General features: G+C 35.1%; 14 protein-coding genes. 7 read left to right on the top strand and 7 right to left on the bottom strand.

What is annotated here, in order from left to right; translation table 11 throughout:
- Positions 1–39 precede the first annotated feature (39 nt).
- The gene (locus DN408_RS19170) at positions 40–1,005 is read left to right on the top strand and encodes an L-threonine 3-dehydrogenase (RefSeq protein WP_002125175.1); all 966 of its coding nucleotides are present in this window, start codon (positions 40–42) and stop codon (positions 1,003–1,005) included.
- Positions 1,006–1,065: 60 nt separating this feature from the next.
- Positions 1,066–1,488, top strand: coding sequence for an NUDIX hydrolase (locus tag DN408_RS19165; protein WP_016126543.1), 423 nt, complete (start codon positions 1,066–1,068; stop codon positions 1,486–1,488).
- A 40-nt stretch (positions 1,489–1,528) separates the two neighbouring features.
- On the opposite strand, the gene DN408_RS19160 is transcribed toward DN408_RS19165, so the two are convergent.
- The 3 genes from DN408_RS19160 to DN408_RS19150 all read right to left on the bottom strand — a co-directional run bounded on the left by DN408_RS19160 (position 1,529) and on the right by DN408_RS19150 (position 5,966).
- Positions 1,529–3,412, bottom strand: coding sequence for a vWA domain-containing protein (locus tag DN408_RS19160; protein WP_002029726.1), 1,884 nt, complete (start codon positions 3,410–3,412; stop codon positions 1,529–1,531).
- Between the two features lie 3 nt (positions 3,413–3,415).
- Positions 3,416–4,309, bottom strand: coding sequence for an ATP-binding protein (locus DN408_RS19155; RefSeq protein ID WP_000892986.1), 894 nt, complete (start codon positions 4,307–4,309; stop codon positions 3,416–3,418).
- A gap of 127 nt (positions 4,310–4,436) precedes the next feature.
- Positions 4,437–5,966, bottom strand: a complete 1,530-nt coding sequence (locus DN408_RS19150; RefSeq protein ID WP_002169170.1) for a cardiolipin synthase — start codon at positions 5,964–5,966, stop codon at positions 4,437–4,439.
- 380 nt (positions 5,967–6,346) lie between these two features.
- Between DN408_RS19150 and DN408_RS19145 the strand changes: the two genes are divergently transcribed.
- Positions 6,347–6,658, top strand: coding sequence for a hypothetical protein (locus DN408_RS19145; RefSeq protein ID WP_147740294.1), 312 nt, complete (start codon positions 6,347–6,349; stop codon positions 6,656–6,658).
- Positions 6,659–7,481: 823 nt separating this feature from the next.
- Positions 7,482–9,185 (top strand): putative bifunctional diguanylate cyclase/phosphodiesterase, encoded by a 1,704-nt coding sequence (locus DN408_RS19140; protein WP_002125184.1) that lies wholly within the window; start codon positions 7,482–7,484, stop codon positions 9,183–9,185.
- 31 nt (positions 9,186–9,216) lie between these two features.
- On the opposite strand, the gene DN408_RS19135 is transcribed toward DN408_RS19140, so the two are convergent.
- Entirely contained in the window at positions 9,217–10,614 is a 1,398-nt protein-coding gene (locus tag DN408_RS19135; RefSeq protein ID WP_002125185.1) for an amino acid permease, read from the bottom strand.
- Between the two features lie 441 nt (positions 10,615–11,055).
- Between DN408_RS19135 and treR the strand changes: the two genes are divergently transcribed.
- The 3 genes from treR (at position 11,056) to treC (ending at position 15,009) form a co-directional block, all read left to right on the top strand.
- Positions 11,056–11,766 carry a trehalose operon repressor gene (gene treR / locus DN408_RS19130; protein WP_002125187.1) on the top strand — a complete coding sequence of 237 codons (711 nt, stop codon included), beginning with the start codon at positions 11,056–11,058 and terminating at the stop codon, positions 11,764–11,766.
- A 140-nt stretch (positions 11,767–11,906) separates the two neighbouring features.
- Complete coding sequence (gene treP, locus DN408_RS19125) at positions 11,907–13,334, top strand: PTS system trehalose-specific EIIBC component (protein ID WP_002010521.1); 1,428 nt, start codon at positions 11,907–11,909, stop codon at positions 13,332–13,334.
- Between the two features lie 13 nt (positions 13,335–13,347).
- Positions 13,348–15,009: an alpha,alpha-phosphotrehalase gene (treC, locus tag DN408_RS19120; protein ID WP_078213700.1), complete on the top strand. Its 1,662-nt coding sequence runs from the start codon at positions 13,348–13,350 to the stop codon at positions 15,007–15,009.
- A gap of 31 nt (positions 15,010–15,040) precedes the next feature.
- Here treC and gerKC read toward each other — a convergent pair whose 3' ends face one another.
- Genes gerKC through gerKA form a run of 3 tightly spaced genes read right to left on the bottom strand, consistent with a single transcriptional unit; the run spans position 15,041 to position 18,735 of the window.
- Complete coding sequence (gene gerKC / locus DN408_RS19115) at positions 15,041–16,165, bottom strand: spore germination protein GerKC (protein WP_002125191.1); 1,125 nt, start codon at positions 16,163–16,165, stop codon at positions 15,041–15,043.
- Entirely contained in the window at positions 16,146–17,252 is a 1,107-nt protein-coding gene (locus tag DN408_RS19110; RefSeq protein ID WP_000185782.1) for a GerAB/ArcD/ProY family transporter, read from the bottom strand. The genes gerKC and DN408_RS19110 overlap by 20 nt, the downstream gene beginning before the upstream one ends.
- The gene (gerKA, locus tag DN408_RS19105; protein ID WP_002125193.1) at positions 17,233–18,735 is read right to left on the bottom strand and encodes a spore germination protein GerKA; all 1,503 of its coding nucleotides are present in this window, start codon (positions 18,733–18,735) and stop codon (positions 17,233–17,235) included. The genes DN408_RS19110 and gerKA overlap by 20 nt, the downstream gene beginning before the upstream one ends.
- Positions 18,736–19,062: the final 327 nt, after the last annotated feature.

Below are 19,062 nucleotides of genomic sequence, written 5' to 3'. Positions count from 1 at the left end.
GACATCTTTTGAATAGCTTGCAAATGGGGAGTGGGAAAAATGAAAAAAATTCTAGTAACCGGTTCTTTAGGGCAAATTGGTTCTGAACTAGTAATGAAACTTCGTGATGTATACGGCGCATCAAATGTTATTGCAACAGATATTCGTGAAACAGACAGTGAAGTAGTAACGTCTGGTCCATTTGAAACGTTAGATGTAACGGATGGACAAAAATTACATGATATTGCAAAGCGTAATGAAGTAGATACAATTATTCATTTAGCGGCTTTACTTTCAGCAACTGCAGAAAAAAATCCGTTATTTGCTTGGAATTTAAATATGGGCGGACTTGTAAATGCATTAGAAGCAGCACGTGAATTAAACTGTAAGTTTTTCACGCCAAGTTCTATCGGTGCATTTGGTCCATCAACGCCAAAAGATAATACACCACAAGATACAATTCAGCGTCCTACTACGATGTATGGGGTAAACAAAGTAGCAGGAGAATTACTATGTGATTATTATCATCAAAAGTTTGGCGTTGATACGCGCGGTGTACGTTTCCCAGGCTTAATTTCTTACGTAGCTCCTCCAGGAGGCGGAACAACTGACTATGCAGTTGAAATTTATTATGAGGCGATTAAAAAAGGTACATACACCTCATACATTGCAGAAGGAACATACATGGACATGATGTATATGCCAGATGCTTTACAAGCAATCATCTCATTAATGGAAGCTGATCCAAATAAACTAGTTCATAGAAATGCGTTTAACATTACAGCAATGAGCTTTGAACCAGAGCAAATTGCAGCATCAATCCGTAAACACATTCCGAACTTTACAATGGATTACGCAGTAGATCCAGCTCGTCAAACAATCGCTGATAGCTGGCCGAACTCTATTGATGCAACAGCAGCAATGAAAGAGTGGGGCTTTAAAGCAGAATATGATTTAGACAGAATGACAACTGATATGCTGGCTAAGTTAAAAAAAAAGCTCGCATCTGAGTTAGTAATGAATTAATAGGAAGAGCCGATTCTTAGGAATTGGCTCTTAATTATTTTAGGAAGGGAGAAAAGCAACATGCAAAGAGTTGATGTTGTATATGCATTAATACACGATAGTGAAAAAGATAAAATATTAATGGTACATAATATAGAACAAAACGTTTGGTCATTGCCAGGCGGGGCTGTTGAAAAAGGTGAAATACTAGAGGAAGCACTAGTAAGAGAAGTGAAAGAAGAGACAGGTTTAACTGCCGCACTCAGTGGACTTGTCGCATTAAATGAGAAGTTTTTTGAAGAGAAAGGACATCATGCATTATTTTTTACATTCCGAGCAAATGTAGTAAAAGGTGAACTTCGTGCAGAAGATGAAGGAGAAATTTCCGCAATCGAGTGGGTAGATAGAAAAATCGCGAATGAGCGATTCCCATACTACGATGGAGGGTTCGAATTATTATTAGAAGTTTCCATTCCATACAAGTTTCAACCAGAAACAAAGTAAGTTAACGAAGAAAAACAGGAGCCTCGGGGCTCCTGTTTTTCTATTCAATCGTCTTCAGTAATAGTTTCTTCAACAATGGTTTAATCTTCAGGCGTAAATCTTCAGCATGATTTGCAACTAAGAAGTGATGGTTATAAATGTTTTTCATTAGTTGATAAGTCGCTTCTTTCGCTTCGCCTTCTTCGATAAAGATGCCGATTACTTCCATACCACTTTTACGAGCAAGTTTGACTGCTTCGTGCGTATCTAAAATTCCGTCTTGTTGATAGTCTAGTGCAGAAGGTTCACCGTCTGTAAAGACAAGTAAGAATTTATGTTTTTCTGGTCTTTTCGCAAGCTTTTCGGAAACGATACGAATAATATACCCGTCGCGGTTATCTTCTTCTTCGCGAAGTTGCATAATTTCTGGACCGACGTTTGGTAACGTTGAGTTTTTATACGTAACAACTTCATGGATAACGTTCGGTTTATCTTCAGGTTTAGCACTAGAAGCATCTTCCCAAAATCCACTAATAGCGTGCGGGATTTTTAAAGATTTTAAAGCTTCATGGAATAGGACCACACTCTTCTTCGTTTCTTCCATTTTGTTATACATAGAACCAGAGCAGTCCACTAATAGTTGGAATGCAACGTCGAGCTCTTGTGATTCTTGTCCTTTTTTATAAAACATACGCGGCTGCTTTTCAGTATAAATACGAAGGAATTTCTTACGAAGCCTTCCGTAATATTTATCACTGTTTGCATTCGTTTTGTTTTCAATTGTTTTTTCGATAATTTTCTTTAATTCTTTTACATCTTTATTAACGACTGATTTGATAGCTTGGTAATCTTTTTTCTCATCAGGATTCGATTTGCGAGCTTCTTTAAATGTATGAGAAGCTCCCACATTATACTTGCCGTATGCACCGTCGTTTTGGCTAGAAGCATGAGACGCTCTTGCTTCCTCTGTATCAGCACCATCAAAGTTAGATTGTGTACTTTTTTGGGAAGTACCTTGTACAGAACCAAGTGCTTGGTCACCATCTTCTGATTCACGAGCAGTATCACCCATCATATTTGTTTTTGTTCCGCTTTCTAAATCAAAGCGTAAAAAGTTCTCGTTTTCATTGTTTTTATTTTCACGGTGCCATGTCGAGAAGCTTTCATCCATTTTGTTTTTGTTATCATCGTCATCTAGGAGCTGCGTATCATCATTTGCTAATTTTTCAGCGCGACTGTCTTTCTCATCTGCAATCACAGATAAATAAAGCGGTGCATGTCCGAAATAATTATTAAGCATATCACTTTCAAGAAGTCCTTCTAAACGATAGCGAATTTTCTCAACAATATACATAATATCTTCCGTATTACGAGCTTGGAATGTTTCATGCAAAATTGATTCAATTTGCTCGAAATATTCATTATTAAACATTTCATATTTATCACTCGTTAATGAAAGATAGCATAGACAAAATAGACGATCACCGTGATAGTTACGAACACGATTTATTTCATTTTGTGAGCCAAAGTAATTGCGATACATTTCTTTTCGGCGTTTAAAAATATGTTTTGTGCCAGGACGTAAATTTTTGACGATTTCCTCAACACGTAAATCTTCTAATAGAACAAATAATTGTGTTAAAAACTTTTTTAGCGGCGATTCTTGTAACTCAATCGCATAAGAACGAATTAAAGTCATGTCCGAGTAATGTTTATTACCAAGTGCCTTTAAGAACACTTCGCTTTTTAATCCGATTACTGTATCCTCTTCTTTTCGATCATCCCAAAAGTGACTAATGACAACCTTTTTTTCAATTTCGTCGTAGTATGCTTTATAGCCATACTCAAGATAGGCATCGTCTTCTTTTAGAAGAGCATACATTAAGTTTTCCATTTGTAGAAACAGCGACGCATCAATTTTTTTGTCACTAAAAATTTGTCTCATGAATTATCCCTCAAAGAAATAACTTTCTGCTAATTCACGGACAGTCATTTGTTCTGTTTCATCGTTTAATTTTGCGATAATACTACGTTCAATTGCACGCATAACAGGAATATATACACCTAAATCACATGCATCGATAATGCCACGAATACTAGCCGCTTCTTCACTTACGCGCCCATCACGAGCTAAAGGCATAAGATCGCTTGCGAATGCAACGAACTTTTCAATTGTTGCAACATCATTTAATTTTGATTCAGATAGTAATAGTTCTTTTAATGTATCACCTTGAATGTAAGGAACTTCAATAATAACGAAACGGTTTTTTAACGCTTCGTTTAGTTCACTTGTCCCAACATAACCTTCGTTAATCGCAGCAATTACGCGATATTCGTCATCACCGTATACAACTTCTTGTGTAAATGGGTTTGTAATCATTTTACGGTAATCTAACGCACCATGAAGAAGTGGTAACGTTTCAGGTTTTGCCATATTGATTTCATCAATATAAAGGAAATGACCGTTTTTCATTGCCTTCATAAGAGGACCGTTAACGAACGTAACTTCAGATGCGCCGTCTTTTGTTTGTAATGTGTTGTATCCTAAAATACCTTCTACATCTAAGTCGACAGAACAGTTAATGCTATGCATTGGTTTTTGGAATAAAGAAGAAAGAGTTTCCGCTAGTACTGTTTTACCACTACCAGTTGGCCCTTTTAATAGAATGTTTTTACCAAGTAAAAGTGCTGTAATGGCATCTTCAATAATGCTATTATCAGATGCTTTATATATTTTCTTGCCAATTAAATGTGCATTTTCACCAGCTTCTTGTTTATTCTTTTCATGAATTGTAGAAAGCTGCTGTTTTAAATCAGAATGTATATGAAATTGTTCTAACATGTATTTCCCACCTAACATTATTTTCATAAAGTAATACATCTTATGATAACTTGTTTTAATATGGTATGCAAAGAAAAGGAGAAGGGGGAAATATAAAAGAAAAAGCAATCAATATCACATTGATTGCTTATAGTAAAGGAGAAATGAGTCGCATAAAGGACTCTAATATTCGTTTTTTGATACTTCTTTTTTGGAACGAGTTCCATTTAATTTCAGTGGAGTGTTTAAAGTCTTCTTCAAAATCGCGTTTAATATCATGAACGGTTTCTGATTCATATAGTACGCTAATAATTTCATAATTCAATTCAAAGCTACGTACATCCATATTTGCTGTTCCGATTGTTGCAATTTTATCGTCAACGAGTACAATCTTTGCGTGCATAAATCCATCTTTATAACTGTAAATAGAAGCACCAGCTTTTAAAAGTGGAGTGAAATAGGATTGAGATGCTTGATCGCTAATAATACTATCACTCTTACCAGGATATAAAATGCGTACATCTATGCCAGATATTGCACTTAAGCGTAATAATGTTAAAGTTTCTTGATCCGGAATAAAGTATGGTGTAGCGATCCAAATAGATTTTTTGGCTGAGCCCATAACAGCTAGTAATGTATTACGAATACTTTTATCATCTGAGCTTGGTCCACTTGCTACAATTTGCACCGCACCTTCTGCATCCGGAATTTCTTTTCCTGGGAAGTAGTGTCTATTCATAAATTGATCCCAAGAATAAGTATTCAATCCACTAGACGCATAAAGCCAATCTTCTAGAAAGATGGCTTGTAATTTATACAATGCTTTTCCTTCTATTTTTAAATGACTATCACGCCAAACAGGGAATTTTTTTGAGCGACCAAGATATTCATCACCGACGTTGAGCCCTCCGGTAAAACCAATTTCTCCATCTACAATGACGATTTTACGGTGATTACGATAATTAACTGTCTCGAGTAACCAAGCTGAAAAAATAGGGTCAAATTCGACAATTTCAATTCCAGCTTTTTTCATAGGTTGTAAAAATCGTCGTCTTAACGTATTACTTCCGAGTCCATCATAAAGGAAGCGTACAATAACACCATCTTTTGCTTTTTGTATTAAAGCATCTCGTACTTTTGTACCAATCTCATCAGATTTATAAATATAGTATTGAATATGTATGTGATGTTTTGCATTCTCGATTGCGTTCAAAATTTCTGAAAAGGTTTGATCACCGTTTGTTAAAAGTTTTGTTGTCGTTCTATCTGCGGCAGGCCCGCCTCCGAATTTTTGTAGGACTTCTGTTAAATGTATAGAACGTTCATGTAATGGGACTGTGAGTGATAATTCTAGTCGTCTTCCTTCTAATATTTCGCGGAATAACTTTCTTTGTTCTTCTGAACGATGAAGATGTTTTTTTCTTCTCCAACGGCTACGCCCGAAAATAGAGTATAAAAGTACACCTACAACAGGAAGAAGTGCTAATACTAAAAACCACGCTAAGGTACTTTGGGGTGATCTATTTTCGATAAAAATAACGAATGAAATTCCTACGATTGTGATGGACCATAGAGCACCAACAAACGTATATAACGAAATAACCGATGTATTTAATAGGAAAAGAACGATAGATACGATTGTAAATATTAATAATAATTGAACGATAGGTTTCTTCATTTCTATAAAATTCCTCAAATCTTTCTTAAATATAGACTTCTTATATAAAAGGTGTAATCTGACATTCTTATTATAAAGTGTTTTGTTTTTTTTACAAAATATAGACATTTTCCCCATGCTTTCCGCATTTGTCCTACATACAGTATATTATTACATTTTTATATAGAAAAGGGGATGAATAAAATGTACGATCTTCCATTTGGTGGGTTTGTACATTCTCCATTTTTAGGAGGAGGATTCTTTCCTGGAAGGGGCTTTACTTAGTCCTGCGTTTGGTTATGGCGGATATTGCTATCCATACTATACGGATTATTAACAGTATCCTTACTATTCATACAACACATATTAAAGTAGGGAAATTGAAAAGGAGAGGAAGAGAAATGAACTATATGCTAAATCACGGAGGATATTATCGTAATCATCATGGTGGGGGATGGCATAATCACCATGGAGGACACAATCATTATGATCATCATCATCATCACGGTGGTGGATGGGGCTGGGGTGGCGGCTCGTGGGGCGGAGGATTTTTCCCAGGAAGTTTTGCTGGAGGCATGTTAGGTGGGCTTACAGCTGGCGCATTAACGGGTGCGGCAGGTGGAGGCTACTATCCAGCACCGTACCCAGTAACATACCCAGCACCATATCCAATGCCATACCCGGGTTATCAGCAAATACCATATCAGTATTAAACTAAAAAAGAGGATATCCTCTTTTTTAGTTTAATAATTTATTTATAAAATATTTCCAAAAACAAGGTGAAAATATGTTAATATTTTGTTATTATGATTCAATATGTTAAATGCAAATTTTGGCTTTATCCCACTATTTGTGGGCAGTAAAACCCCCACCTCAAAATTCAGCTGGAACAAAGAAGTTAGGTGGAAGCCCTGCTACCCGTAAAAGCCCGATTGGTGATCAGTTGGGGTGAACAAAACCCCCACTGATTAAAGTTTCACTTTATATTATTATGCGTGAATCGTTGCATTTTGTATATTAATCTCTATTTCATTATGTATCGGCAGTTAGATTTGCATCTTAACATTTAATGAAATAAAAGAGGTTAGGTGTGAGGTCGTATTAGTAGGGAGCAGAGGCTAATAGTGATGAAGTTGTCACTTTACAAATTCAAAGAATGTAAGAGAATACTGTATAATAAGCTTAGATAAGTAGAGAGATGAGAAGCTTCTACTATAATTAAAACAGCACCATATTGCTTTTTTTTATAAATAATATTATGTTATTTTAATCGGCCTATTTAGAAAAAAATTGTGATTTATCCCGCATTAACGGGCAGTAAGACTCCCACCTCAAAATTCGGTGAATGTGAGGAAGTTAGGTGGGAGATAAAAGCCCGATTGGTGAAGGCTAATAATCATTGGGGGATGGACAACCCCCCCACTGATTAAAGTTTCATTTTATATAAAGGCGTATTGTTAGAAAATGAAATATCTCTATTTCTATGAAGAGAAACGAGTTGTGTTTTAGTCAGATAGGAAGCAAGGAGAGGTGCGCATGCTAGAACAAAGAGGTCATGCATTATATGACTCTTCATTGCAAGATTTAAAATTAGCATTAGATGAGTCTTCAATTGTTGCTATTACAGACCGAAATGGTCTTATTACATATGTGAATGATAAATTTTGTAAAATCTCAAAATATAAAAGAGAAGAGCTAATAGGAAAAGATCACCGCATTTTAAATTCTGGATATCATCCGAAAGCATTTTTTCAAATCCTATGGAAGCGTATTTTGAGTGGAAAAGTCTGGACGGGGGAAATTCGAAATCAAGCAAAAGATGGTACGTATTATTGGGTTAAAACAACAATTGTTCCATTTTTAAATGAAAAGGGAGAACCTTATCAATTTATTGCAATTCGAAATGATATAAGTAGTAGGAAAGAAGCAGAACAAAGATTACGATTAAGCGAAAGTCGTTATAGGGAACTTGCTTATCATGATGCGTTAACAAGTTTACCGAACCGTTTACAGTTAATTACGACTGTAAATAAGATGATTGCAGAAAAAATAGAGTTTGGCATGATTTACTTTGATTTAGATCGTTTTAAATTAGTGAATGATACGTTAGGTCATATGATAGGAGATTTACTTTTAAGCGAAGTTGCTTCACGGTTGCATTATGTGTTAGGAGAGAAAGATGTTCTGGCTAGGCTAGGTGGCGACGAATTTGTGCTGTTAACAAAAGAACATACACAAGATGAGATGCGGCAGTTAGCGACATCGGTATTGTCATGTTTTCAGGCACCATTTATGCTTGAAGGTCATGAAGTATACATTTCAGCTAGTCTAGGACTTTGTTCCTATCCGCAAGATGGACAAGACGTGGAAACACTATTGAAAAATTCGGATTTAGCTATGTATAGTGCGAAAGAACAGGGAAGAAATGCGGCGTGTTTCTTTACAGATGAGTTACGTGCAAAAATAAATCGTAGAATGAAAATCGAGTTTGCTTTGCAAAAGGCAATTCGTGATGAAGAATTAGATGTGGCATTACAACCTATCATTGATTTGAAAACGAAGAAATATACTGGCATTGAGGCTTTAGTGCGCTGTATGACAGAAGAAGGGCCTATTTCACCAAGCGAATTTATTCCAATAGCTGAAGAATCTGGACTTATTATAAAATTAGGAGATTGGGTATTAGAAAAATCGTGTCGCCTGTTTAAAACATTACCGGATTACCAAGAAGGATTAAGGTTATCTGTGAATTTATCCATACAACAATTAATGCAGAAGCGTTTTATTTTGTCTGTACGTAGCATCTTAAGGAGAACTGGTTTTCCTCCGAATCGTTTAATTTTAGAAATAACGGAAAGTATTGCTGTTCGCCATTTTGATTATATTATCGCTACATTACAAGAATTAAGAAGTATGGGAATTTTAATCGCTTTAGACGATTTCGGAACAGGGTATTCCTCATTATATTATTTAAAACAACTACCACTTGATATTGTGAAAATTGATCGTAATTTTATTCGTGAGTTTCATTATGATCATGCACAACCAGAGCGAACGATTGTAAAATCGGTTATTGAAATCGCCCATAGTTTAAATTTATTAGTGGTTGCTGAAGGGGTAGAAACAGTAGAACAAGAAAGTTTATTAAAATCAATGAGTTGCGACTTTGTACAAGGTTTTTATTATGCGAAACCGTTAGATATAGGGGAACTAAAAGAAAAGTTATTAACTGATTTTTAATAAAAAAAGAGAAGCGAAAAGCTTCTCTTTTTTATTGTTTTTTTTGTGAATCTTTCATTAAAACTGGATAAAGAATAAGACCTAATACAAACAAACCAATGCCTAAGAAGAATGTTTTTAAATCAGCAGTTCCCGTTTTAATAACCCATATGGAATATAAAAATGCTAATGCAGTAATGATTCCATCTTTTATTCGAGATCCCGGCATTATATCATACGTTTCCCCCGTAATAACTAATTTTAACTGATACAAGGTAGAAACAAGGTACGGGATTAAATATGCTAATGTCGCTACAACAATAGCGAAATTATATGCTTCTGAAACAGTACCAGAAATCGTTGAGAATAAGAAAATTTGCGTCATCACATTTGTAATAAATAATGATTTTGAAGGACTACCTTTTTTATTTGTTTTACTGAAAAACTTAGGGAAAAGTCCATTTTTAGCAGCCTGGTAAGGTACTTCTGAGCTAACAACGATCCATCCTACAGTAGAGCCGAATAAAGATACGAGTGCAAGTAAGGCCATTATATAAGCACCTTTAGTACCAATTGCTAAATTTAATGCATCTACTAATGGTTTTTGAGACTCTTTTAAAGCGTCTTGTGGAAGAGCGCCCATTGTTAGTAGAGTAATTGCCATGTAAATAAGAAGAGCGATGATTAATCCGAAAATCGTAGCTTTCTTAACATCGTGCTGAGATTTTGCACGGTTAGAGAGCATAACTGCTGACTCAATACCGATAAACGCCCAAAGTGTTGCAATAGCAGCGGAATTTATTTGTCCACCCAACGAAATAGGTTGTCCAGCTTCATTCATAAATGTTTGACCGTCTCCGAAATTAGAGGCGTTGAAAATGAATAATGTAATCACAATAAACATTGTAAATCCGATAATTTTTGCAATGGTAGCAAGAAGATTCATATTTCCAGCTCGATCAATATTTTGAGAAAGAATATATTGAATTCCCCATAACATAAGGCTACATACTAGAAAAGTTAACCCTTTTCCTAGTTCTAGTGAAAATCCATTTATTGAAAAGAGAATTTGCTTACTTTGTAAAACTGGAAAAAATGTTGATAAATATCCAGCAAAGGAAATAATAACAGATGCTGTAGCAGCCCAGTTAGCAGCCCAGTATCCCCAAGCCATACTATATCCTGCAACTTTACCTGTCTTTTGAGAAGTAAACATTGCTTGGGCGTAACTTTGTGGTCCTGCTTTTAATTCTGGTTTACGAATTGCTAAATTTCCAAATACGAGTGCAATCATAAATACACCAAGTCCTGTAATACTCCATGCCAGTGTAGATCCCATTGGACCTGATACGTGTGCTAAATTTGCTGGGAGCATAAATACGCCACCGCCAACCATATTCCCGATAACAAAAGCTGTTAAAATCCATAATCCCCATTTTTTCGTTTCCATTTTTGTTAACTCCTTTGTAGTAAGTTTTGCTTAAACATCATTTTTTACTAGCATTTTTGGCAATAAAAAAAGAGCCATGTAGATAAAAAATACCTACATGGCTCTTTGCCAAAGCGTAGGTACAACGGGAATAACCCTTGTACCTACGCGTAATTTTTCCGCTAGGTTTCAAGGGTTAAGTATGATGATGATGTTTTTGTGCAAATGTAACTACAATTGTTGTATAAGTAAGCATAGTTCTTTGCTCCCTTTCTCCTCTGATTTTGAAGTTAGTATACTACATGTTTTTTTGAAAGAAAAGAAAAATTTATAAAAATACGTTTTAGAGACTAAAAATTTACCTATAGTTTTCTTGTACTGGAAAATAAGTGAGAGATTGGCAGAAGAGTATAGCGTGGTATAATACATATAGAACTAGAAGGTGACAAGGGGCTATTGTAGATGATGAGTAAGTATGAACAAATTTATACAGAAATCAGCAAGTCTATTGATAATAAACAATTAAAAGAAGGATGTAAAATCCCATCAGAAACGGAATTAATGAAGCAGTATGAGGCAAGTAGGGGTACTGTAAGAAAAGCTGTAGATTTATTGCAAGAGCGTGGATATGTTCAAAAAATACATGGAAAAGGTGTTTTTGTATTAAAGCGCAAAAACATTGAATTTAACTTTGGTGGTATTGTAAGTTTCCAAGAAGAAAATGAACGTCTAGGACGTCATTGTATTACAGAAGTCGTGGAAATAGAGAAAATGAAAGCGACACAAGATGTAGCAAAGTTATTAAACGTGAAAGAAAAAACGGAAATAAATCATATTAAACGTGTACGAAATATTGATGGAGAAAAAGTAATTTTAGATATAAACCATTTTGTATCGGAATATATTCCAGGATTAACGAGAGAAATTGCAACTGCATCGATTTATAAATATATTGAGAAAGAATTAGGGCTACATATTAGCTATTCACAGCGGGTAATTGAAGTGCAACCATGTACCGAGGATGACCGAAAGTATTTGGATTTAAATGGAACAGACTATGTTGTCGTTGTAAAAAACTTTACTTATTTATACGATGGGAGTCAGTTCGAATATACGGAATCACGTCACCGTTTAGATATTTTTCACTTTTCGGATGTGGCGCGAAGAAAATAAAGAGATGGAGCGAAATAATCGTTCCATCTCTTTATTTATAAAAAATCACCAACTTATATATATGAGTGTTGACTAACTTATATATACGAGTTAATATGTAAGTGTAAACGGTATCAAAAAAAGAAAAGAGGGACGGGAATATGGGGAAAGACTATCGTAAAACAGCAAAAGAAGTGTTGCAGTATATTGGTGGGAAAGACAATATTGAACAAGCTGCGCACTGTGTAACGAGGCTACGTATCGCTTTAAAAGATGAAAATAAAATAGATAATGATAAATTACAGTCTGTTTCATTAGTAAAGGGAGCGTTTCATAACGCTGGGGTATTTCAAATTGTAATTGGTCCAGGTGATGTCGATCGAGTATACGCTGAATTGATAACGCTTGCAGGTATGGAAGAATCGACAGTAGCTGACGTAAAAGGTTCAGGGGATAAAAAATTAAATCCAGTTCAAAAGTTTGTAAAAGTATTTTCAGATGTATTTATGCCGATTTTGCCAGCAATTATTACGGCAGGTTTACTAATGGGGATTAATAACCTGTTAGGGGCAAAGGACTTATTTTTTGATGGGAAAAATTTATTAGAAGTATATCCGAACTTAGGTGGGCTTTGGGATTTAATTAATATGATGGCCAATACAGCATTCGTATTCTTACCGGCACTTGTTGGTTGGTCAGCAACGAAGCGCTTTGGTGGTAGTCCAATACTAGGGATTGTTATGGGATTAATGCTTGTGCATCCGGCCTTATTAAACGCGTGGGATTATGGAAAAGCAGCGACTGGTTTAGAGGGACAAAAGATTGAGTACTTCGATATTTTAGGGCTATTCCAAATTGAAAAGGTAGGGTATCAAGGTCAAATTTTACCCATTTTAGTAGCAGCATTCGTATTAAGTAAAGTTGAAATCTTCTTAAAGAAACATGTGCCAAACGCAATTCAATTATTAGTTGTACCAATTACAACAATCGTTGTAACGGGTGTGTTAGCGTTAGGAATTATCGGTCCAGTTACACGTCATATTGGCGATTTATTAACGGCTGGATTAGTTGGCGTATATGAAACGGTACCAGTACTTGGAGCAGTATTATTTGGAGCATTATATGCACCGCTCGTAATTACAGGAATGCATCATATGTTTATTGCAATTGATTTACAGCTAATTGCACAGCACGGCGGTACATTTATTTGGCCGATGATTGCTCTTTCTAACATTGCCCAAGGTAGTGCGGCACTAGCGATGTTCTGGATTTCTAAAAATCAAAATGATAAAAGTATGGCATCAACATCAGCAATCTCAGCGTACTTCGGTATTACAGAGCCAGCGATGTTCGGTGTGAATTTAAGAAATAAATTCCCGTTCTATGCAGCGATTATTGGGTCTGCTATAGCAGCGATATTTATTACATTAAATGGTGTATTAGCACCAGCAATCGGAATTGGCGGATTGCCAGCATTTATTTCTATCATTCCGAAATCGATTCCAATGTTTATTGTAGGGATGATAATCGCAGTAGTAATTCCATTTACATTAACATGGTTATTTGCGAAACGAGTAAAACAGAAGTAGGAGGAAATTAAGCATGAAAGATTGGCATAAAAGTGTAGTCTATCAAATTTATCCGAAGAGCTTTAATAGTTACTATAATAAAGAAACCGGTGATATAAAGGGAGTTACAGAGAAATTAGATTATTTAAAGGAACTTGGAGTGGATTATATTTGGTTAACACCGATATACCGATCACCACAAAATGACAATGGATACGATGTAAGTGATTATTACAGCATTGATCCATCTTACGGGACGATGGAAGAGTTTGAAGAGCTTTTAAAAGAAGCGAAAGTACGTGACATTGAAATCATGCTTGATATCGTTGTAAATCATAGTTCAACGGAGCATAAGTGGTTTAAAGAAGCAAAAGAAGATAAGAATAGTCCGTATCGAAATTATTATATTTGGCGTGATGAAAAGAATAATTGGCAGTCTAAATTTGGAGGATCTGCTTGGAAATATGATGAGAAAACAGGGCAATATTTTTTACATCTATTTGATGAGACGCAAGCTGATTTAAACTGGGAAAATGAAAAGCTTCGTGAAGAAGTGTACGATATGATGCGCTTTTGGTTGGAGAAAGGTGTAAAAGGATTCCGCCTTGATGTTATTAACTTAATTTCAAAAGATCAAAGATTTTTAAGTGATGAAGGCACCACTGCTACAAGTGATGGGCGTAAATATTACACAGATGGTCCACGCGTCCATGAATATTTACAAGAGATGAGCCAAAATGTTTTTGAAGGGAAAGATGTAATTACAGTTGGAGAAATGTCATCTACGACAATTGATAATTGTATTAAATATTCGAATCCTGAGCGCAATGAACTAAGCATGACGTTTAGTTTCCATCATTTAAAAGTAGATTATCCGAATGGTGATAAGTGGACGAAAGCTGATTTTGATTTCATTAAATTAAAAGAAATTATGTCTAATTGGCAAATTGAAATGCAAAAGGGCGGAGGATGGAATGCGTTATTCTGGTGTAATCATGACCAGCCTCGTATCGTTTCACGGTTTGGTGATGATGAGAAGTACCGAAATGAATCTGCGAAAATGCTAGCGACAGCTATGCATATGTTGCAGGGCACACCTTACATTTATCAAGGCGAAGAAATCGGTATGACGAATCCTAAATTCGAGTCCATCGAGCAATATCGCGATGTGGAATCGTTAAATATATATGATATAAAGCTGGAAGAAGGATTATCAAAAGAAGATATTATCGGGATTTTAAAACAAAAATCTCGTGATAATTCCCGTACTCCGATGCAGTGGAATGAAGAGATGAACAGTGGTTTTACAACAAGTACACCTTGGATTTCAGTGGCTGAAAACTTTACAGAAATAAACGTAGAAAAAGCATTAGAAGATAAAGAGTCTGTATTTTATCATTATAAAAAGTTAATAGAACTTAGAAAAACGTATGATGTAATTACAGAAGGGAAATATGCTATTTTAGATGGAAATCATCCTAGCATTTGGGCGTATACACGTACTGTAAATAATGAAGTATTACTTGTTATAAATAACTTCTATGGAGAAGAAATAACGTATTCTGTACCAGTTCATGTTCAATTAGATGGTATGAAACAAGAAGTATTATTATCAAATTACAAAGATTCAAGTAAAGATATTACCAATCTTAACTTAAGACCGTATGAGTCAATTGTATATCGTTATATGAAATAAAAGGTTGGATGCCGGCGGGCGTCCAACCTTTTTATTTTAAGACGCCACTATATAAAATCTTTACTTCTACTTCCGGTTTAAATTTTACCTTTGCATAATCTTTATTCCAATTCTTTTTCTTCCATAACTCTGGATGATAAGCGATAAGATTTCTACCTATACCGAAAGCATCACAATTTGCTTTTTGTAACCTGTTCGTTATTTGTTTTGCTTCTTTTGTAAGTTGTTTAGATAATTTTTCATTTAATTTTTTTCTTTCTTCCATTTTGTAAATATTATCTCTTGGAGCCTCAAGGGCTATAACTTTTAGTTGAAGCTTAATGTGAGCATATACATTTCCTTTTCTATCTGTTGTTATTTTTAAGTCTCGCTTTAACTTTCGATTACTAACTTCCATTGTTAAATAATCAGATGTCTTCTCTGATTCATCGCTAGTAAGTTTTTGGGTTATACGGGCACTTGTTCCCATTTTTCCGGTTAATAATACGAATAAAACAGATTGTTTCAAAGGTAAATGCCCAGTTAATTTATCATTGTTAAATAAAGCTAACCCGTTTGTAATTACTTCTTTTCCTTTTATTTTTATAGAAGGGAGGGTAAAGTCTTTACCGGGATCTAACATTTTTGTAGCAGCTGTTTCTAAAGTTTCTTTTGGAAATACACTCATATCTTCTAAGCTTTTCACTTTTTTCTTTAGAAAATCTCCAATTAGTAAATTTCCTACCTTCTTTTTTTCTAGTATCTCGGATGTTTCACCATCTACTGCAATAAGTTTTACTAAAGCAGTTGGGTTTGTTGGGTCCCGAAAGCTGACATCTAAATAGGGGAGTATACCTTTTTTTAGAATTTTGGTTCCTAGTAATTGAACACCATATTTAAAATAGCGAATATTCCCAGTCACATTTTTTTTTAGGGCATCGCTTGTATCCCTTATGTTATGCCCGTTTGCTGAATGTATTTCATTCTCGAATGAAGATTGCTCTCCGCTTGAACTTTTTACGAGTTCAAGCGTTTGCTGAAGTTTATTTTCTTCCGTAATATCATATCCAATGCTATAAGCTAATCTCGCTTCTCTTAATGGTTCTTGATCCCAACAGCCAGAAAGGAATGCACTAGTACATAATATAAAAAGTAATTTAACTCTTTTTTGGAACATACTGTTCTCCTTTCTTATTCCTTATTACTGAATAAAGTAGAAATAAAAGAGGGAGGACAACTATGAAAATATACGTGAACTTATCAGTAAAAGTTGCAATTACTTTTAATTCTTCAGGTGTATCTATAAATAGGGCTACACTAAAAGCAATAATACCAACGATTGGAACAGCCTTTTTATGATTAGCCAGATTGAAGATATGTCCAATTCCTATAGAAGCAGCACAGTAATAACTAGCAATAGAAGCTACAACAGTTATCATCCATATTGGGATGAATAGTAAATCGGTTCGGTCTATAATCCCAATATGCAGAGAACGCAATAAGTAAGCAACTGGCTCTGGAATAAGTTCAACTTGTTTTGGACTAAATACGATAAAGCAAATCCAAACAGTAAAAGTATAAAAAAGAGTTACAAATCCATTAGCGATAGAAATTGCTTTCAGTTTTGCCACAGAACTCCCGTTTACTTTTGGGAAAGCGATAAGAATAATCTCAAAACCATACATAGCTGTAATGGTTTCTTTTGATGCTTGAATAATATTCCACCATCCGGCTTCTGTAATTGGAAAAATGTAAGAAAAATCAGCTCGTGTAAGCCCTAGGGCAATTAAAAGAGCCATTGGTAAAATGAGAATAGAAGCCATGACGTAAAACCGTACGATGACTTTGAACGTATTATAAGCTATGTAACAACAAGCTATTGTAAATAGCATGAGGGTGGCATACCAAGGAGTTGCTTGTAATATCCAAACTTTAATGACATTACAAGCATTTAACATAACCGTCATACCGATAAGGGTAAAATAAAAAACATAAGCAAAACCTAATAGTTTTCCAAACTTATTCCCAAATAGCATACAAACACTTTCATACATATCTGCATCAGGAAATCGTTTTAAGAAAAGCCACATAAGTAAAATAATAAGTTGAATTGCAAGACCAGCGATGAGAGCAGAAATCCATCCGCCACCTTTCGCTATTGGGTGAAGACGGTTTGGTAGAGAAAGTATACCAACTCCGATTTGGCATTGAATAACGAAAAAGGTAAATTGAACAAGTGAAATTTTACTTTGCGTGTTTGTCACCGTTCTCATCCTCTCTCGTTACATGTTGTCGTTGCATTTTTTTCGGTTTTGAATCATGTGGTCGTTCCCAAAACGACCAAATTGGTAGTCGTACAAAAGAGTCTTTCATATCTTTTATCCGCATCGGAGCAACAGGAGAAAGATAGGGGGTATGAAATGAATGTAACTGGCATAAATGAACGAAAGTTATAATGAGACCGAATGATATTCCTACATAGCCGAATATGGCAGCAAGGAGCATTAACGGAAAACGAAGAATCCGAACTGCGGAACTCATATCATTTGATGGAACAAGAAAAGATGAGATTGCAGTTAAAGCTACAACGATAATCATTGTATAAGAAACGAGACCGGCTTTTACAATTGCATCACCAATTACTAAACCACCTACAATACCGATTGTTTGTCCAACTCGGCTTGGCAAGCGAATACCAGCTTCCCGTAATAATTCAAAGATTAATTCCATTAAGAGAGCTTCAAAAATAGGAGGAAGTGGCACTTTTTCTAATGAAGCTTTAATCGTATAAACAAGTTCGAGCGGCAACACATCAGGATGAAAAGCAACTGTTGCGATATATATAGCGGGCAAGAGAAAGGCAATCAAGAAACTGACTAAGCGAATCATTCGGATGAAAGAACCGACAATCCAGCGGTTATTATAATCATCTGGTGATTGATAGAAAGCAAATAACGTAACAGGAACGATAAGTGCAGTTGGATCTCCATCAGATAAAATAGCAACTCGTCCTTCCATTAAATTTGCTGCGACTCTATCTGGACGCTCTGTATTTAATTGTTGCGGAAAGGGTGAGAAAGACGTATCCTCTATAAATTCTTGTATATATCCTGGAGGCATAAGTGCATCTGTCTTAATCGTTTCTAACCTTCTTTTTACTTCTGTAACTAGATCGTCATTAGCTATGTTTTGCATATAAGCAATTGCCACTTTCGTATGCATTTCTTCACCGAGTGTGAAATATTTAACGACGACATGTGGACTTTTTATGAGTTTACGAATAGAAGCTAAATTGGTTGCTAAATCTTCTACTAAACCAGTATGCGGTCCACGGACAATCCCTTCATTATCAGGTTCTGTTATATCTCTCTTTAAAGATAGAGCTGTTTCGAAAATACAAAAACTGTCGACGTGTTCATGAAAATATAAAGATTTACCTTGTAATAAAAGCTGCACACCATAATTTAAATTTGTTTCTTTTTTCATATTTAATGTGGCAAAAGCTTTATCTAAAGACAGATCCGATCGAGTTAATAATGGTTCAAGAGCTAATTGATGAATTAAATTTGGGTCTGCTAAAGATTCGATATATATAATTGTTCCTTTTCCATTTTGGAAAGGGACATCTAATTTTTTTATATCATCTGAATGACAGAGCTTATTTTCAATGTAATTAATATTTTCCGGAAGTGATGGAAACATATGCTTTTTTTTATTATCTTGTTGTGAATTTTTCTGTTCGGCCATAATTTCCATCTCCTTTACATTGAAATTGTTTCTGTTAATTTTTGTTGTTTGTGAGAAAATTATGCTTGGATTATTTGAAAAAAGTAGCTTGAAGGTTACGTTACATCATCTTTTATACTAAAGAAAATAGGATATAAGGGATGGAAAGAAAGCGTATATTAGATTAGCGATATTAATATATATCTTTTGTACTATAGAGGATAAGCCTAGCGGTATGCATAATTACATCGTTTGATGAATAGGAAATTTATGAGAATCGATTTATACTAATATTGTGTCTTGCCTTTTTAGGTGTAGTACACAGCCGGTGATTGGCTAGTGGAGGTT

The organism is Bacillus sp. AR13-1 (assembly GCF_008042285.1).
Taxonomy (GTDB): domain Bacteria; phylum Bacillota; class Bacilli; order Bacillales; family Bacillaceae_G; genus Bacillus_A; species Bacillus_A mycoides.
The sequence above is the reverse complement of the archived record's forward strand: the minus strand, read 5'-3'. Positions and strand labels throughout refer to the sequence as shown.

Excerpts from the sequence above, each read along its gene's own strand:
- DN408_RS19170 (WP_002125175.1), top strand. The coding sequence starts at position 40 with ATGAAAAAAATTCTAGTAACCGGTTCTTTAGGGCAAATTGGTTCTGAA.
- DN408_RS19165 (WP_016126543.1), top strand. The coding sequence starts at position 1,066 with ATGCAAAGAGTTGATGTTGTATATGCATTAATACACGATAGTGAAAAA.
- DN408_RS19160 (WP_002029726.1), bottom strand. The coding sequence starts at position 3,412 with ATGAGACAAATTTTTAGTGACAAAAAAATTGATGCGTCGCTGTTTCTA.
- DN408_RS19155 (WP_000892986.1), bottom strand. The coding sequence starts at position 4,309 with ATGTTAGAACAATTTCATATACATTCTGATTTAAAACAGCAGCTTTCT.
- DN408_RS19150 (WP_002169170.1), bottom strand. The coding sequence starts at position 5,966 with ATGAAGAAACCTATCGTTCAATTATTATTAATATTTACAATCGTATCT.
- DN408_RS19145 (WP_147740294.1), top strand. The coding sequence starts at position 6,347 with ATGAACTATATGCTAAATCACGGAGGATATTATCGTAATCATCATGGT.
- DN408_RS19140 (WP_002125184.1), top strand. The coding sequence starts at position 7,482 with ATGCTAGAACAAAGAGGTCATGCATTATATGACTCTTCATTGCAAGAT.
- DN408_RS19135 (WP_002125185.1), bottom strand. The coding sequence starts at position 10,614 with ATGGAAACGAAAAAATGGGGATTATGGATTTTAACAGCTTTTGTTATC.
- treR (WP_002125187.1), top strand. The coding sequence starts at position 11,056 with ATGATGAGTAAGTATGAACAAATTTATACAGAAATCAGCAAGTCTATT.
- treP (WP_002010521.1), top strand. The coding sequence starts at position 11,907 with ATGGGGAAAGACTATCGTAAAACAGCAAAAGAAGTGTTGCAGTATATT.
- treC (WP_078213700.1), top strand. The coding sequence starts at position 13,348 with ATGAAAGATTGGCATAAAAGTGTAGTCTATCAAATTTATCCGAAGAGC.
- gerKC (WP_002125191.1), bottom strand. The coding sequence starts at position 16,165 with ATGTTCCAAAAAAGAGTTAAATTACTTTTTATATTATGTACTAGTGCA.
- gerKA (WP_002125193.1), bottom strand. The coding sequence starts at position 18,735 with ATGGCCGAACAGAAAAATTCACAACAAGATAATAAAAAAAAGCATATG.